At 63.4% G+C, this 16,581-nt stretch carries 15 protein-coding genes; 9 read left to right on the top strand and 6 right to left on the bottom strand.

Going from position 1 to position 16,581, the window contains the following annotated elements; genetic code table 11:
- Positions 1 to 2 precede the first annotated feature (2 nt).
- The 3 genes from trhO to ACUY2Y_RS00120 all read right to left on the bottom strand — a co-directional run bounded on the left by trhO (position 3) and on the right by ACUY2Y_RS00120 (position 4,707).
- Positions 3 to 878, bottom strand: a complete 876-nt coding sequence (trhO, locus tag ACUY2Y_RS00110; protein WP_448324298.1) for an oxygen-dependent tRNA uridine(34) hydroxylase TrhO — start codon at positions 876 to 878, stop codon at positions 3 to 5.
- Positions 879 to 889: 11 nt separating this feature from the next.
- Positions 890 to 2,383 (bottom strand): DUF1846 domain-containing protein, encoded by a 1,494-nt coding sequence (locus ACUY2Y_RS00115; protein WP_448324299.1) that lies wholly within the window; start codon positions 2,381 to 2,383, stop codon positions 890 to 892.
- A 119-nt stretch (positions 2,384 to 2,502) separates the two neighbouring features.
- Positions 2,503 to 4,707 (bottom strand): malate synthase G, encoded by a 2,205-nt coding sequence (locus tag ACUY2Y_RS00120; RefSeq protein WP_448324300.1) that lies wholly within the window; start codon positions 4,705 to 4,707, stop codon positions 2,503 to 2,505.
- A gap of 479 nt (positions 4,708 to 5,186) precedes the next feature.
- Between ACUY2Y_RS00120 and aceA the strand changes: the two genes are divergently transcribed.
- From aceA to ACUY2Y_RS00145, 5 genes are all read left to right on the top strand, one after another.
- Positions 5,187 to 6,479, top strand: a complete 1,293-nt coding sequence (gene aceA / locus ACUY2Y_RS00125; protein WP_448324301.1) for an isocitrate lyase — start codon at positions 5,187 to 5,189, stop codon at positions 6,477 to 6,479.
- Between the two features lie 74 nt (positions 6,480 to 6,553).
- Positions 6,554 to 6,802, top strand: coding sequence for a type II toxin-antitoxin system VapB family antitoxin (gene vapB / locus ACUY2Y_RS00130; RefSeq protein WP_448324302.1), 249 nt, complete (start codon positions 6,554 to 6,556; stop codon positions 6,800 to 6,802).
- Positions 6,803 to 6,909: 107 nt separating this feature from the next.
- Positions 6,910 to 7,407, top strand: coding sequence for a ribonuclease E activity regulator RraA (gene rraA, locus ACUY2Y_RS00135; RefSeq protein ID WP_259901781.1), 498 nt, complete (start codon positions 6,910 to 6,912; stop codon positions 7,405 to 7,407).
- Between the two features lie 10 nt (positions 7,408 to 7,417).
- The gene (locus ACUY2Y_RS00140) at positions 7,418 to 8,230 is read left to right on the top strand and encodes an Fpg/Nei family DNA glycosylase (RefSeq protein ID WP_448324303.1); all 813 of its coding nucleotides are present in this window, start codon (positions 7,418 to 7,420) and stop codon (positions 8,228 to 8,230) included.
- A gap of 149 nt (positions 8,231 to 8,379) precedes the next feature.
- Positions 8,380 to 9,156, top strand: coding sequence for a hypothetical protein (locus ACUY2Y_RS00145; RefSeq protein WP_210573701.1), 777 nt, complete (start codon positions 8,380 to 8,382; stop codon positions 9,154 to 9,156).
- Between the two features lie 273 nt (positions 9,157 to 9,429).
- Here the strand turns inward: ACUY2Y_RS00145 and ACUY2Y_RS00150 are convergent, their stop codons facing one another.
- Positions 9,430 to 10,143 carry an ABC transporter ATP-binding protein gene (locus ACUY2Y_RS00150; protein ID WP_448324304.1) on the bottom strand — a complete coding sequence of 238 codons (714 nt, stop codon included), beginning with the start codon at positions 10,141 to 10,143 and terminating at the stop codon, positions 9,430 to 9,432.
- The gene (locus ACUY2Y_RS00155; RefSeq protein WP_448324305.1) at positions 10,144 to 11,133 is read right to left on the bottom strand and encodes an FtsX-like permease family protein; all 990 of its coding nucleotides are present in this window, start codon (positions 11,131 to 11,133) and stop codon (positions 10,144 to 10,146) included.
- A 98-nt stretch (positions 11,134 to 11,231) separates the two neighbouring features.
- Between ACUY2Y_RS00155 and ACUY2Y_RS00160 the strand changes: the two genes are divergently transcribed.
- The 3 genes from ACUY2Y_RS00160 to ACUY2Y_RS00170 are packed head-to-tail and all read left to right on the top strand — an operon-like array spanning position 11,232 to position 14,611.
- A complete protein-coding gene (locus ACUY2Y_RS00160) occupies positions 11,232 to 12,386 on the top strand; it encodes a sensor histidine kinase (protein WP_448324306.1) in 1,155 nt (384 codons plus the stop codon).
- Positions 12,386 to 12,994: a response regulator gene (locus ACUY2Y_RS00165; RefSeq protein ID WP_448324307.1), complete on the top strand. Its 609-nt coding sequence runs from the start codon at positions 12,386 to 12,388 to the stop codon at positions 12,992 to 12,994. The genes ACUY2Y_RS00160 and ACUY2Y_RS00165 overlap by 1 nt, the downstream gene beginning before the upstream one ends.
- Before the next feature lie 30 nt (positions 12,995 to 13,024).
- Positions 13,025 to 14,611, top strand: a complete 1,587-nt coding sequence (locus ACUY2Y_RS00170; RefSeq protein ID WP_448324308.1) for a bifunctional ADP-dependent NAD(P)H-hydrate dehydratase/NAD(P)H-hydrate epimerase — start codon at positions 13,025 to 13,027, stop codon at positions 14,609 to 14,611.
- Here the strand turns inward: ACUY2Y_RS00170 and ACUY2Y_RS00175 are convergent.
- Positions 14,577 to 15,311 carry a TMEM164-related integral membrane acyltransferase gene (locus ACUY2Y_RS00175; RefSeq protein WP_448324309.1) on the bottom strand — a complete coding sequence of 245 codons (735 nt, stop codon included), beginning with the start codon at positions 15,309 to 15,311 and terminating at the stop codon, positions 14,577 to 14,579. The two genes, ACUY2Y_RS00170 and ACUY2Y_RS00175, sit on opposite strands and share 35 nt — an antisense overlap.
- A gap of 132 nt (positions 15,312 to 15,443) precedes the next feature.
- Between ACUY2Y_RS00175 and ACUY2Y_RS00180 the strand changes: the two genes are divergently transcribed.
- Complete coding sequence (locus tag ACUY2Y_RS00180; protein WP_448324495.1) at positions 15,444 to 16,574, top strand: MFS transporter; 1,131 nt, start codon at positions 15,444 to 15,446, stop codon at positions 16,572 to 16,574.
- Positions 16,575 to 16,581 lie beyond the last annotated feature (7 nt).

Genomic DNA, 16,581 nt, shown 5'->3' on the forward strand with positions numbered 1-16,581 from the left:
CCCTAACTGCACGCCGGGCAGTACGGATTCTTCTCCCGGCACGTCTCGCAGCTGACGTACTGCTGCCTGCAATGCGGCTCATTCGCGCAGTTGTAGTGCTGGTTCGACGCTTCGCCGCAGTGTGCGCAGTGGCCGACTTGGACGAAATCCTCGTCGTCCTCTGGACCGAATTCGGTGTGCATGCGCTTATCGAAGACATACAGCGAGCCTTCCCACAGGCCCTGGTTACCGAATTTCTCGCCGTAGCGGACGATGCCGCCGTCGATCTGGTAGACCTCCTCGAAACCGCGGTTGATCATCAGCGAGGAGAGGATCTCGCAGCGAATGCCGCCGGTGCAGTAGGAAATGACCGGCTTATCTTTCATCCAGTCGTATTTTCCGGACTCGAGCTCCGCAATGAAATCGTGGGTGGTATTCACATCCGGCACGACGGCATTTTTGAATTTGCCGATCTCGGCTTCGTACGCGTTGCGCCCGTCAAAGAAGACCACGTCGTCGCGGGAGGCCGCCAACTCGTTGACCTGCTCCGGTGAGAGGTGGGTGCCGCCGCCGACGACGCCGCGGTCGTCGACACGCAATTCTTCCGGCGTGCCGAAGGAGACGATCTCGTCGCGCACCTTCACGCTGAGTTTCGGGAAGTCCTCTGCCCCGCCTTCGGACCACTTGAACTCGATGCCGCGGAAGTACTCTTTCGTTTTGCGCACGTAGGTCTTGCAGGCGTCCATGTCACCGCCGACGGTGCCGTTGATGCCGTCGGGGGAGATGATGATGCGGCCGTTGAGCCCCAGCCCCTCGCACAGGTCGCGCTGCCACAAACGGATCGCTTCGGGGTCCGGGATCGGGCGGAACTGGTAGTAGAGCAGGATTTTGCTGGGCATGATGCCCCAGTCTACCGCCGGTGGTACAGCGCCTTGCGCCAGTACTGCGGCTCCGTGGTGGCCAGCACACCCAGGTTGCGGAAAATTCCCTCGTCCACCGAACCCAGAATCGTGGTGATGTGCGCGTCGCAGCCGCGCAAGGACTGGAGCTGCTCCAGGGCGAGGCGAGCATTCTCGTCGGAATTCGCCGACGCGGACAGGGCGATGAGCACCTCGTCGGTGTGCAGGCGGGGGTTGCGCGAACCCAAGTAGCGGGTCTTCAGCGTCTGGATCGGCTCAATGGAATCGGGGGAGAGTAGGTGCACTTCATCGTCGATTCCCGCGAGCTTCTTCAAGGCGTTGAGCAGCACAGCCGCCGACGGCCCCAACAGGTCCGAGGTCTTGCCCGTGACGATCTCACCGTCGGGCAGCTCGAGCGCCGCACCCGGATTGCCCGTCTTTTCCGCCACAGCGAGCGCCGGGGCGACCACCGGACGGTCAGCGACGGAGATTCCCGCCTTGCGCATGACATTCGCCGCGCGGTCGGGGACCGCCGGATCGACATCGCCCCTGCGCGCATCCACTTGCGCAGCCAAGAAGCGCCGGATGATCTCCTGGTTCGCCGCGTACCGGCACGCCTCATCGTCGGAAATGCAGTGGCCGGCCATATTCACGCCCATGTCAGTGGGGGATTGGTACGGCTCAGTTCCCGTCGCCTCGCGCAACAGGGCCTTGAGCAACGGGAAGACCTCGATATCGCGGTTGTAGGACGAGACCTGCTCGCCATAAGCCGCCAGGTGGTATTGGTCGATGACATTGATATCGTCCAAATCCACCGTCGCCGCCTCGTACGCCAGGTTCACCGGGTGGGACAGCGGCAGGTTCCAGATCGGGAACGTCTCGAATTTGGCGTAGCCAGCTGCAATTCCACGCTGATTATCCAGGTAGACCTGGCTGAGACACGTCGCCAGCTTGCCGGAGCCCGGACCCGGCGCGGTCATCACCACGACATCGCGGGACGTCTCTACGTAGTCGTTGCGGCCAAAGCCGTCCTCGGAGACGATCCGCGAAATATCGTTCGGATATCCCGGAATGATGTGGTGCAGGCTCACTGTCACACCGAGGCGTTCCAGCTTGTCCCGGAATGCATCTGCCTGCTCAGTTCCGCTCTCGTACTGCGTGATCACCACATTGTCGACGAGGAATCCGCGTTCACGGAAGACGTCGATAAGCCTCAAAACCTCGTCTTCGTACGTGATGCCCAGATCCGCGCGGACTTTCTGCCGCACGAGGTCGCCCGCACCGACGCACACGATGATCTCGATCTCGTCCTTGATGCGCTCGAGCATCGCGATCTTATTGTCGGGCGTGAAGCCGGGCAGCACGCGGGAGGCATGGTGGTCGTCGAAAAGCTTGCCGCCCATCTCGAGGTAGAGCTTCCCGCCGATTGCTTTTCGACGCTCCGAGATGTGCTCCGACTGCATGTCGATGTATTTCTCGCGGTCGAAACCGATTTGGTACACCATCTTCCCGGCTATCTCCTTCGCGTAGATCCCTAGCGAGAATACGCTCGCAGGCCTGCATAGGTGAAGCGCACCACGCCCAAGCGGGCATGATGCGCTTCTACGTGCAGCGGTTCGTGCTGTTAAGCGATGCCGTTAGCTGCTTTGAACTCGCGGCGCTTCGCGTGCAGGATCGGCTCGGTGTAACCGGACGGGGACTCAGTGCCCTTGAGGATGAGGTCCTTTGCCGCCTGGAAGCCGATAGATGCGTCGTAATCCTTCGCCATCGGACGGTAGTTCGGGTCGCCGGCGTTCTGCTCGTCGACCTTGACTGCCATGCGCTCGAGCGAGTCGAGCACCTGCTCTTCGGTGACGACACCGTGCAGGATCCAGTTGGCCAGGATCTGGGAGGAAATGCGCAGCGTCGCGCGGTCCTCCATCAGGTCGACATCGTGGATGTCCGGCACCTTGGAGCAACCGACACCCTGCTCGACCCAGCGGACCACGTAGCCCAAGATCGACTGGCAGTTGTTGTCCAGCTCTTCCGCCTTTTCCTCGTCGGACCAGTTGTCGCCCGCGGTGTTGACCGGGACGGTGAGCAGGTCCTTCAAAGAATCTCGGCGGCCAGCTGCCCGCAGCTCGTCTTGCACCTCGTGGACATCCACCTGGTGGTAGTGCGTCACGTGCAGGGTCGCTCCGGTCGGGGAGGGGACCCATGCCGTGTTGGCGCCTTCGCGCGGCTGGCCGATCTTCTTCTCCAGCATCTTGGCCATGTGCTCGGTCTCAGCCCACATGCCCTTACCGATCTGGGCGCGACCCGGAAGGTCGTGCGCGAGACCTGCGTCGACATTGTGATTCTCGTAGGCCTGCTTCCACGGCGCAGTCTGCATGTCTGCCTTGCGCACCATCGGGCCGGCGTGCATAGAGGTGTGGATCTCGTCGCCCGTGCGGTCGAGGAAGCCGGTGTTGATGAACACGAGGCGATCGGCGGCCTCCATGATGCAAGCATCCAGGTTGACGGAGGTGCGGAGCTCCTCGTCCATGACACCGACCTTCACCGTGTTCTTCGGCAGGCCGAGGATCTCCTCGACGCGGTCGAAGATCTCGTTGGTGAATGCAACCTCGTCTGGGCCATGCTGCTTCGGCTTCACCACGTAGACAGAGCCAACGCGGGAGTTGCGGTGCGGATTGTCCTCGCGCAGCCCCGGGATGGCTGCTGCGACAGTGATCAGGCCGTCAAGCAAACCCTCCGGCACCTCCTCACCGTCGAGCAGGATCGCCGGGTTGGTCATCAGGTGACCGACATTGCGGCACAGCATCATGACGCGGCCGTGCAGGGCTTCCTCGGCACCGTCCTTGGTCGTGTACGTCAGGTCATCGACCTGGGTGCGCTCGAAGGACTTATCGCCCTTCTGCACAGTCTCGGAGATGTCGCCCTTATTCAGGCCGAACCAGGTGGCGTACGCGGCGGCCTTGTCCGTGCCGTCGACAGCCGCTGCGGAGTCCTCGAAGTCCATGATCGCGGAGACCGCAGACTCGAGCAGGACGTCAGCAACACCAGCGCGGTCGATCTTGCCCACCGGGTGCTCACGGTCGATCTGGATGATCAGGTGCAGGTTGTTGTTGCGCAGCACGATGCCGGACGGATCGTTCTTCTCACCCTGGTAACCGAGGTAAGCCTCCGGGTTCTTCAGCGCGACCTCATTGCCCTCGGCGGTGACCTTCAGGGCGCCGTCTTCGGTGACCTCGTAAGAGTCGACATCGGCGTGGGATGCGCCCTCGAGCGGGACAGCCTCATCGAGGAATGTGCGCGCCCACTCGATCACGCGCTCGCCGCGGACCGGGTTGTAGCCCTTGCCCGGCTCAGCGCCACCGTCGGTCGGGATGACATCGGTGCCGTACAGCGCGTCGTACAGCGAGCCGTAACGAGCATTCGCGGCGTTGATGGCGAAACGGGCGTTGGTGATGGGCACCACCAGCTGCGGGCCGGCGACGTTGGCGAATTCCTCGTCGACGTTCTCCGTGCGGATCGCGCCGTCCGTCGGCTGATCCACCAGGTAACCGATGGAACGCAGGTACTCCTCGTGCTGTGCCGGATCCGGCTGGCCCGGGTTGTTGCGGTAGTGCTCGTCCAGCTGCTGCTGCAGTTCGTCGCGGCGTGCGAGCAGCGCCTTGTTCTTCGGGGCCAGGTCCGCGAAGAACTTCGCAGCGTCGGCCCAGAACTTCTCGGCGTCGATGTTGATCTCCGGCAGAAGCTGCTCCGTCACAAAATCGTAGAGCGGGCGTTCGACCTGAAGACCAGCTGCTTCAACACGCTCGGTGCGGTCCTCAAATTGCGGCGTAGTCATCGAATGAGATCCTTTCAGCCAGTTGAAATGTTTGGCACAAGTCTAAAGGTGCCTTAGTGCGCCCGACACCACATTGACTCCGCGGTGTTAGGTGAGCATTGTCCTCAAGATTAAGTGATTGTTGTCACCGACGGTTAACTTTCTATTTCGATGACCCTATAACTACCCCCGAAATTGTGAATCCAGATGCCCGGCCATGTCCGCTCGGCTGGACGCATGGTTTTGAATTCAACCGATCATTCATGCAGCACTGAGTGCTTTTCCTTTTCGGTCCCCTGTCCCATTTGGGGGGATTTTCGCCATGCGTGAGGCTCATGTCCTCTAGTCAACTCACCCCCTCCAAAACCGGAACCGGGGGTTTCTGTTGACGTTTCACGTGGCGCTTGGGAATACTAAGCATGAACGCCACGAGCGTGTCTCACTTCACTTTTTGGAGTGAGAGCCTTCTATCACACACCCAATGAAAGGGGACAAGCACTATGACCACCACTGGACAGGCTCGTACTGCTCAGGAAATCCAGAAGGACTGGGACGAGAACCCCCGCTGGAAGGGCGTAACCCGCGACTACACCGCAGAGCAGGTTGCTGAGCTGCAGGGCAACGTCGTCGAGGAGCAGACCCTCGCACGTCGCGGCGCTGAGATCCTCTGGGACGGCATCACCAAGGGCGACGGTTCTTACATCCACGCTCTGGGCGCCCTGACCGGTAACCAGGCTGTGCAGCAGGTTCGCGCTGGCCTGAAGGCTGTCTACCTCTCCGGTTGGCAGGTCGCTGGTGACGCTAACCTTTCCGGCAACACCTACCCGGACCAGTCCCTGTACCCGGCCAACTCTGTGCCGAACGTTGTCCGTCGCATCAACAACGCTCTGACCCGCGCTGACCAGATCTCCCGCGTCGAGGGCGATGACTCCGTGGTCAACTGGCTCGTCCCGATCGTCGCTGACGGTGAGGCTGGCTTCGGTGGCGCTCTGAACGTCTACGAGCTGCAGCGTGCAATGATCCAGGCCGGTGCCGCTGGTACCCACTGGGAGGACCAGCTCGCTTCCGAGAAGAAGTGTGGCCACCTGGGTGGCAAGGTCCTCATCCCGACCCAGCAGCACATCCGTACCCTGTCCTCTGCCCGTCTGGCAGCTGACGTTCTCAACGTCCCGACCGTGGTCATCGGCCGTACCGATGCTGAGGCTGCAACCCTGCTGACCTCCGACGTCGACGAGCGCGACGCGAAGTTCCTGACCGGTGAGCGCTCCGCTGAGGGCTACTACTACGTCAAGAACGGCGTCGAGCCCTGCATCGACCGTGCGAAGTCCTACGCTCCGTACGCCGACCTGATCTGGATGGAGACCGGTACTCCGGACCTCGAGCTGGCTAAGAAGTTCGCCGAGGGTGTCCGCGAAGAGTTCCCGGACCAGCTCCTGGCCTACAACTGCTCCCCGTCCTTCAACTGGTCCTCCCACCTGGACGAGGAAGAGATCGCCAAGTTCCAGAAGGAGCTGGGCAAGATGGGCTTCGTGTTCCAGTTCATCACCCTGGCTGGCTTCCACGCCCTGAACTACTCCATGTTCGACCTGGCTCACGGCTACGCTCGCGAGGGCATGCCGGCATTCGTCGACCTGCAGAACCGCGAGTTCCAGGCTGCTTCCGAGCGCGGCTTCACCGCTGTGAAGCACCAGCGCGAGGTCGGCGCAGGCTACTTCGACCGCGTCGCCACCACCGTCGACCCGAACTCCTCCACCACCGCCCTGAAGGGCTCCACCGAGGAGGGCCAGTTCTAAGCACTAGCTTGAACTGATCAAACCCGCACTGTCACCGCGCAGTGCGGGTTTTTCGTCGCCTTAGGAGTGATATCGTGATATCAGACACCAGGGAGGCGATCATGGACATTTTGATCCGGGGCATTTCGGACACTGCCGTGAAACGTCTGGATTCTGAAGCTACCGAGCTTGGGCTGTCTAGGAACGAATACCTGCGTCGCAAGATCGAAGACGCTGTAGAGCCAGCTCCGCGTAGGAAGATCACCGCGGAAGATTGTGCCCGCACCGCCCGTGTCCACGCTGATCTCTCCGATGAAGAAATAATGCGCGCAGCGTGGCGCTAAACGGCCAGCCCGTCCAGCAAATAGGGGGCGAATTCGACTAACTCGCCCTAGTTCTAGTGCGTAAACTCGGAACTCGTCAACCACCGTAGAACCGAAAGAGCACCCTCATGGCCGACATTCAGTTCATCCCCACCGCCGACATCGCCGATATCCACGACACGGAGGTGCGCAGCTGCGATATCCAGTTCCGCAATTTCGGCGGCACCGTCGATTTCTGCGGCGAGATCCACACCATTTCCTGCTTCCAGGACAACGGCCTTGTGAAGAAGACGCTGAACTCACCGGGCGAGGGCAAGGTGCTCGTCGTCGACGGCCACGCCAGCATGCACACCGCGCTCATGGGCGACATGATCGCGGAAGCGGGCGTGAAGAACGGCTGGGCCGGCGTGATCATCAACGGCCCGATCCGCGATTCGGCCGAGGTGGCCAAGATGAATTTCGGCTGCAAGGCGCTGGGCTCCAACCCGCGCAAGTCCGCGAAGGACGGCGTGGGCAAGGAGAATATCGTGCTGCGTCTGGGCGGCATCGACTTCGTGCCGGGCGAGTACGTCTACGCCGATTCCGACGGTGTCGTCGTCTCCGCATCCCCGGTCGAGCCTAAGTAGAATCGGCTAAATGCCTGAAGGTCACGTTCTCCACCGCCTCGCCCGCACGCTCAACGCGGACTTCCGCTCGGGCCCGGTGGAGGTGACCAGTCCACAGGGGAGATTCGCAACAGAAGCATCGCTTATCGACGGCACGCGTCTCCTCGAAGCCTCCGCCCACGGCAAGCACCTGTTCATCTCCTTCGGGCACGAACAGGACGCACCCGAGCACACGATCTATATCCACCTCGGGCTGATCGGTTCTTTGCGCTTCGAGCCCGCCGCCGACGAGTGGGGCCAGATGCGGCTGCACATCTCCAACGGCGAGACAGCCGCCAACCTGCGCGGCCCGCAGAAATGCGAGCTGATGACGCCGGGGGAGGCGGCTGCGATCGTCGATAAGTCCGGCTTCGATCCGATCGTCGAGCTGGACCCGCCTGAGGCCCTGTGGGAACGCGTCCACCGTTCGAAGCGCACCATCGGTTCGATGCTGATGGACCAGAAGCTCTTTGCCGGCGTGGGCAATATCTACCGCGCGGAGGTGCTGTTCCGGCAGGGGATCGACCCCGCTCTGCCCGGCAATCAGCTCGACCGCGCGCAATTCGACGCGACCTGGACCGACCTGGCCGAGCTGATGGCTTACGGCGTCGACCACGGCCGCATTGACACAGTCCGCCCCGAGCACACACCCGAGGCGATGGACCGCCCACCCCGCAAGGACGATCACGGCGGCGAGGTCTATGTCTACCGCCGCGCTACCGACCCCTGCTATGTGTGCGGCGCCCCCATCGAGACGAGGGTGCTCGAGGGCCGCAAACTGTACTGGTGCCCCGAGTGCCAGTAGATCTGCGCCATAAATTAGCTATTGAGCTGCGTCACCACAGGTGATAGCGTAAACGATGTGAAGCTCACGGTCAGATTTGACGACGAAATCGTACGCGGCAGCCCGCAAACTTGCGGCTGAACGCGACATCAGTGTGGGCACTGCCATCAATGGACGTCAACGAGGATCCGCGCGCCAATGACGCCGTGTTTGCTGAACTGTGGCGTGAAGCGTTGCCAGCAGAGGCGAGCTCCGCGCGATGTGTCTTGTCGCTCTGCAACTCGGTCGTCTGGAGCCGTCAATGGTGGACAGACGCGGACGGCACCGAACATCAGGAGCGTGTGAAGCCCGCGCTTCGGAGCGCTGCGAGCAAGGCTCGGTGGCGTGAATCGGGGCCCGGCAAGGGGGCGTGGATTCTGTTGCAGGGTGAGTTTGACGGCCACAGCATGACCTTTACACGCGAGCATTCGACGCGTGCGTACTGGGGCGATCATCCCGGAGCGCCGTTCGAGCCGCCGGCGTCGGCTGCAGATATCCGGCCGAGCGACGACACGTGGCGCGATGAAATGAAGGGCGGATGGTATCCGCGAGACGAGCAGCACTGGCCTGACTGGCTGCCGCGTGAGAGTTCGACGGTGCATCCGAAGCTCAACACCGAGGCGCCATTGACGGGGCGACTTGCTGAACTCGCGAAGTCCGAGCCGTGGTCAGCCTGGATTCCCGAACTCGATCGTCGGTTGGCTGAGTGGGTGGAGCGTCGTCCCGAGGTCGTCAAGGAACTCGTCGAGGACGGGCCGGACGGCCACGCCCGCCAAGCAATTCTTGAGAACATTCCGATCGAGTTTGCCGAGTGGGCGCAGCCTGACGGAAACGACGCACTCGCTCAAGAAGCCGATGGCGTCCTCAATGAACTCATCGATGTTCGTCTCAGCGGGGTGACGCTCTAGTCCCGCTCCGTCGTGGGGAGTTCTCCCCAATGACAGCGCGGGCGGGCGCCCCTACGGTTATTGCGGAAGAAGGGACTCCGCATGGCCTCGCTCGAGCTGGCCTGAAACAGCCCCCAAAGCGTGACGAATTTGTGCAGGTCACCTACCCAATGGGAATGAAAGTGGACTGCACAAACATCGGCGAAGTCCTTGACATCCTGGACCGCGAGGAAAACGCACAGTGATCCTGGGAGAATCCACTGGACTCACCGAACAACGCCTAGCGTCGCCCGCCTAACCCTCGGTGACATGACCGTCGCTGACCTCGATGACGCGGTCGCCGTGCTCGATCAGCTCGGTCTCGTGGGTGACGATGAGGCAGGCCGGGCCGAGTTCCTCGGTGACGTTGCGCAGCAGCGTGATGATCTCCTGGGAACGGTTGGTGTCCAGGGCGGCGGTGGGCTCGTCGGCAAGCAGGAGGCTCGGCTCGCCCATCAGAGCGCGGGCGATACCGACGCGCTGGCGCTGGCCGCCGGAAAGCTGCTGCATGCGGCGGTCGCCCAAGCCCTCGAGTCCGACGAGTGCGAGCAGGTCGTCCGCATGGGACTTCTTGGCGCGCAGTTCCTTTCCGCGAACGCCACGGATGTGCTCGGTGACCAGCAGCTGGTCGCGCACGGTCAGCGAGGCGATGAGGTTCGGCTGTTGAAAGACCATGCCGATGTGGTTGAGGCGGATCTCGTCGCTGATCGGCTGACCAGCGACCGTGACGGTGCCGGAGTCTGGGGTGAGCAAGCCGGCGGCCGCGGACAGCAAGGTGGACTTGCCGGAGCCGGACTGACCGACGACGAAGGTGACGGTGCACGGGTCAGCCTGCAGAGTGGCGTTATCCAGTGCGGTGATGCGGCCGTCGCCGTCCGGGAAGGTGACGGTGACATCCTGCATCGCCAGCGCCGGAGCTGCGCTGCTGGTGGACTGGGTCGTGGTGCGGTTCTTGGTTGCGGTCGTCATTTAAGCTGCACCTCCAAGTGCAAGTTGCGGGTCAACGCGGGAGATCGAACGGGTGGCCAGTGCGGCGCCGCCCATGCCGAGGATCCAGATGGCCAGAGCCGGAAGGATCACGCTGGCGGGGTTCAGGACGAACGGTGCGACCTGGGAAGCCAGCAGGCCCAGGCCGGCAGCAGCGGCGGTGCCGATCAGGGCGCCGAGCGCGAGAATGAGCGCGGCCTGACCGATGCTGTCCTTGAGCAGGTAGCCGTTGGATGCGCCGATGGCCTTGAGAATGGACAGGTCACGGGTGCGCTGCGCGGTCCACACGCTCAGGAAGGCGACGGTGACCAGCGCGGAGATGAGGTAGAGGAAGCCCTGGATCATCTTCAGGGAGCCCTGCTCAGAGGAGTAGGCGGGAAGAGCCTGGAAGGAGTCCTTCAGGGAGACGGAACCCTCCGGTGCGGTGTCTTCGTTATCGGAAAGCTCGACCGTGCCCACTGCCTCGGTGTGCATGGCGGCCTGCCAAGTCTCGGTCGGAACCCACAGGACAGGGGAGTGGGCGAAGTACAGATCTTCGGCCTGCTCGCTCACCGTGACGGGGGCGCCGCCGACGATGATGGACTCGCCGTCGAAAAGCTCGAGCCCCTCGGACGCGATTGCGTGATCCTCCAAGACCTGGCCGCCGGGCAGCTCGGTGCCGGACGGCAGACCCAGGACGGCGACAGAATCTTCCGAGCCGTCGTCGCGGGACATCAACGTCTGGCCGGTGCCCAGCGGGATGGTTCCCTCATCGGCTTTCGCGATGCGGGAGGTGGTGTAGGACTGGTTATCGGCGTCGTCGAACGTCACGGCGGCGGGGTCGAGGGCCTCGAGAGCAGAAGTGTTCTGCTTGCCCAGGCCGGCGGTGAGGCCGGTGAGCATGACCACGAGGAACGTCACAAGAGCGACCACGCCGGCGATCAGACCGAAGCGCCCTTTGGCATTCAGTAAATCTCTCAGTGCAACAAACATGACTCAATTCTGACGTCTGTGCAGGTCATCCCACATCGGGTGAGCGGGTGATTTAGCAGTCAACCGATCGGTTGATTCGCGATATACGGTGAGTAACTGTGAAGACCACCAATAATGTCCTCGCTTTCCTCCGCGTGAGCCTGCACGTGCTGGTCGCGGTGCTGCTCGTCGTGGGCCTTATCGGCGTTCGGCACTCGCGGGTCCCGGCGCTGACCATCTGCCTGGTAGCGCTCTTTTCGGCGCTGTATCTGGCGGGAACGGTCATGCACCATCGCGGACGGAATATCCGCACGGGTGCCGGTGCGGCGTGGCTGGCCGTCATCGCCGCGTTGTGGGTGGCGTTGGTGTGGGCCTCACCGGACTTCGCGTGGCTGGAGTTCCCGCTGGTCATGCTCGCCTGCTACCTCTTGCCCGCACCGGTCGGAATCGCCGCGTCGCTCGCAGCGGGGGCGTTCACTGTGGCGGTCATGGCGCCGGAGACAGGCATCGGGGGCATCATCGGCCCGACGATCGGCACGCTCGTCGCCGTGGTGGCCAGCTTCGCGTACCAGGCGCTGCGCGCGGAGGCGGAGCACTACAAGCTCATCGCCGCGCGGCTCGAGGCCACGCAGATGGAGCTCGCCGAAAGCCAGTACCAAGCCGGCGCGCTCCAGGAGCGCACGCGCCTGGCCCGCGAGGTCCACGACACGATGGCGCAGGGCTTGAGCAGCATTGTTCTTTTCGGCCGGGTCGCCACCGGGCACCTCGAGTCCGGGGACCCGGCGCGCAAGGACAAGGCGGAAGAGATCCTCGGCACGATCGTGGAGACCGCCAGCGAGAATTTGTCGGAGGCCCGGCGTTTCGTCGCCGCGAACTCACCTGAAGCGGCCCCGCTGAGCGAGCGACTGGAGGCGGTCGCGGCGTCGGCACGCAATCGGCAAAAGGCGATCGAGTCCCCGCTTGACCTCACCCTCGTCGCACCCGGCGCGGACCAGATCACGGGCGAGCCCGCGGATGTCGTGGAACGCGTCGTGCGCGAAGGCGTGAGCAATATCGTCCGCCATTCGCATGCCGGCAAGGCGGTGGTCACTGTGGAGAAACTCGGTAATGTCGCCACCGTGGATGTGTTCGACGACGGCGAGGGGGTCAAGCGCCCCGAGGGTCACGGCCTGACCGGCCTGCGAGCCCGCGTCGCCGAGGTCGGGGGCACGCTCGAATTGGAAAGCTCGCCGCGCGGCACCGTGCTCGCGGCACGAATCCCACTGGAGGGCTAATGGTCCGCATCATGCTTATCGACGACCACCCCGTCGTCCGCGCCGGCCTTACCGCCGTGCTGGAGAGCGACGGTCAGATCGATGTCGTCGCCCAGGGCTCCGACGGCACCGCCATTGACGATCTTCCCGCTGACGTCGATGTGGTCGTCACCGATATCCAAATGCCGACCATGACCGGCATCGAAGTGGCTCAAAAACTGCAGGCCGCCGGCGGCCCGCCCGTACTAATCCTGACCACATACGACACCCAGGCCGATGTCGTCGGTGCGATGGAGGCCGGAGCGCTGGGCTACGTGCTCAAAGACGCACCGGAAGAGAATCTCCGCGCCGCGGTGCTCGCCGCCGCGAAGGGGGAGCGAACCTTGTCTCCGCAGGTGGCGAATGTGCTGGCCGAACGCCTCACCCGCCCCGATGTGGCGTTGAGCGCCCGCGAGATCGAGATCCTCGAAGCCCTGGCCACCGGAGCGTCCAACCGGGACATCGCCACGCAGCTGTTCATCTCCGCCGCGACGGTGAAGACGCACCTGGTGCACATCTACAGCAAGCTCGGCGTGGACAACCGCACCGCCGCCATCGCCGCGGCACGTCAGAAGCGCATCATTCAGTAGCTCACAGCTTGTCCCGCTACCGTGGGCAGCATGGTTTACGCGTACACAGCCGAACAAATCCGCGCAGCCGAAAAACCCCTGCTGGACGAGCAGGTCAGCACCGATGAGCTAATGAAATCCGCAGCTCACGCTGTTTTCGAAGCCGCCGAGGCGATGCTCGCCTGGCCCGACCCCTTGGCGGATCTCCGCCGAAACCGGAAGACACTCCTGTTGGTGGGCAAAGGTGGAAACGGCGGTGATGCGCTCTACGCCGGTGCGGAGCTCGCCCTGGCCGGCCACACCGTCGATGCGTGGCTGGCGTGGGGAAGCGCCCACGAACCGGCACTGGAAGCCTTCCGCAACGCCGGCGGCACGGTGCTCACAGAATTGCCCGACGGCGTGCGCGAATACCGCTTCGCTATTGACGGTCTCACCGGTCTTGGGGGCGCCGGCAGCCTCGACGAGCAGACCGGCCAGGTCATCCAGGGACTCGCTGACTGGTACGCACACGTGCTCGCCGTCGACGTGCCTTCCGGCATCGACGCAGACACGGGCGAAACAGGCGAGTTCCACGTCATCGCCGATGCCACCGTCACTTTCGGCGGCTGGCGAGTCGCCCACGGCTTGGCCCCCGAATGCGGCATCCAGCTGCTCGCTGACCCGCACCTCGCCGACGGCCAGTCCATCAGCGATAACCTCTCGCCCTTCGACGCAGCCGCAATGCTCCACCGCGCAGTTCCGGGCGACCACCAGTGGCCGGACAGCCTCACACCGCTGACCGCGACCAATGTGCCCAGCATGGAGCCGCGCTTCCACGATGACAAATACAGCGGTGGTGTCGTGGGCATCCGCGCAGGCAGCGACACATATCCCGGCGCAGCAATCCTCACCGCCGCCGGCGCCGTTCATGCCTCCCCGTCGATGGTCCGCTACGCCGGGCCCCAGGCGGATGAGGTAGTCCGGGCGCTACCGGAGGTCGTCGTCACGCAAAAGCTCGAAGATGCCGGCCGCGTCCAAGCGTGGGTCTTCGGCCCCGGCACGGGCACCGACAGCACGGCGCGCAGCGAGCTCGCGTACTTGCTCGGGCGCGAGGAGCCATTGCTTATCGACGCCGACGGCCTCACCCTGATCTCCCTCGACCCCGAATTGCGCGAACTCCTCCGCGGCCGCGCCGCCCAGACCGTGCTGACCCCTCACGACGGCGAATTCGTCCGTCTGCGCAACGCGGAAGGAATCTCTCCCGCAGACCGCTTAGCCGAGACCCGCGCCCTGGCCGAATCCCTGAACTGCATCGTGCTGCGCAAGGGGCGCTCCACGATCATCTCCAACCCCCGCCATGAATCCACGGACTCCGTCATCGATGCCGGAACCTCGTGGGCGGCGACTCCCGGCTCCGGCGACGTGCTCTCCGGGATCACCGGCGCACACCTTGCTCATGCGGCTGCACGCTGGGGAAACGATGCCTTCCTGTTGGATACTCAGCCCGTTGTCATTCACGCTGTAGCTAGCGCTCTTGCCGCGCAGACCGAATTCGGCAAGGCACCGGCCCGCGCCTTAGCCATCGCGCAAGCCGTGCCTGCCGCGACGGCGAAGCTGCACCAGTTCAGCGGTCTGCCGGCAGCTTCCACACAGCGGTAAGCAGAGCGAAGACCCCGATCACGCCCGGTCCCACAATGGCCAGGTACCACGGCCACCGCCCGAAAAGCTGCAGCGGAGACCAGCCGCGCGGGTGGTCGGCGACAAACATGTAGTTGCCGCCGGTGAACTTATTCATCGTCGCCGCAAACGCACCCCAGGCGAGCGTCACACCCGTGATCATGCGCCAGTCCTTCCAGCTCGGACGGTAGCCCAGCCCGAAGGTCAGCACGACCGGCACGACGCTGGCCGCCATGTGGAAGTACCAGTACGCGACCTCCTGCAGCACTTTATTGTCCTGCACGAATGCCATGTCCGGGAAGAACAGCGCCATTGGGTTGAGGAAGAGGCCCCAGTAGTAGCTGATCGCCGTCGCCGTCGGATTGCCCGTTCCGAGCGCGAGCGGCGTAATCAGACGCAGCGCATCAGTGACGTGGAACGGTGCCGTCTCATCCCACACCAGACGCTTCGGGTTGAGCACCCACAGGAAATATGCCACCGAGATGATCCCCATGATCGCGCCCGCAACCTTGCGCGACGCTTTGATCACGGAACCCGGCAGCTCCTTGACCGCCACGACGAGGATCCCGCACAGCATGATGAAGAAGACCATGAGAACGAGGTGTTTCTGGTCGTACTGCGTGATCGTCGGGTAGGTCTGGCCCGTGTGCTTCGACGTCCATGGGGCGGGTTGGTAGGGCATCGTCTCTCCGTATTTCTGCTAATCCTTAAATGTTTTACCACCCAAGTGGGACATTTGAATAGAAAACGTTTAGCGTGACACGGTGTGACTACCACCCCGAAAGCAGCATTCCCGTACCTGCCGCTGTCCGCAATGGGCTTTGCGGCGTTCGTGTACGTGACATTTGAAATGTTCGCCGTCGGTCTGATCACCCCGATGGCTCGAGACCTCGGTGTGAGTGAGGGCCAGGTGGGCTTGCTCATGACGGTATACGCCTCCATCGTCGCGGTGGTCACGATCCCCCTGATGGAGGTCACCCGGCGGTTGGACCGCAAGCCGGTGTTCATAGCCACGCTGATTTTTCTGCTCGGCGGCATCGTGCTGCAGGCGACCGCTTCAACCTATTGGGTGCTGGTGATCGGCCGTGTTTGTGCCGCGTTGACCCACGGGCTGTTCTGGTCCTTGGTCAACCCAATGGCTGCACGTCTCGCTCCCGCGGGCATGACCGGCAAGGGCGTCGCCGTCGTCTCGTTGGGCTCGACGATGGCGCTCGTGGTTGGCTCGCCGTTGACAACGATGCTCGGCGGCGCTTTCGGCTGGCGTATCGCCACGTGGATTCTCGGGGCTTTTGTCGTGCTCGCATTCACGCTGTTGTTCTTCTACCTGCCTTCCATGCCCGCGATTCCGCCCGCCGGTAAGCCAGAAGGGGAGCAGAAGCGCTCAGCCCTACCGGCGCTGGTGGTCTATTTGGCGCTAGTCATTACGGCATTGTTCTGCACCTACACCTATCTGGGACTGTTTTTGCAGCACACCGCTGGAATGCAATTGGTCGCTGTCGGTTTGGCCGCCTACGGCCTGTTCGGCATCGTCGGTGTGATCTCCGCGGGCCGTCGCGCGGACCGGCGCATGATCCGCATGAATATCGTCGGCACTGGCTTGATTGTTCTTGCTGGCCTCATTGGCGCGCTCGCTCTGGCAGTCAGCAGCGGCTCCTATGTTGCTGGCTTCATTCTCGCTGTTCTCGTCGTCGCTTCTCTCGGCCTGGCCGGTGGCGGTCTTCCCACCGTGGCCACGACCGTCTTCCTCTTCGCAGGCAATGCCAACCAGAACCGCGCATCGTCGATCTATGTGGTGACATTCCAGGTCGGCATTGCCAGCGGCTCCGCCCTCGGCTCACTGCCTGTGGATGCCGGTTTCCTCCCGGGCACCCTCCTCGTCACCGCCGTGCTGGGTGCGCTCGCTTCCGCTGAGCTGAGCCTGCGCGCCCGCCCGCTCCTGCGTTAGCTCATGT

The sequence above is a fragment of the Corynebacterium sp. 20-84 genome, from assembly GCF_053479455.1.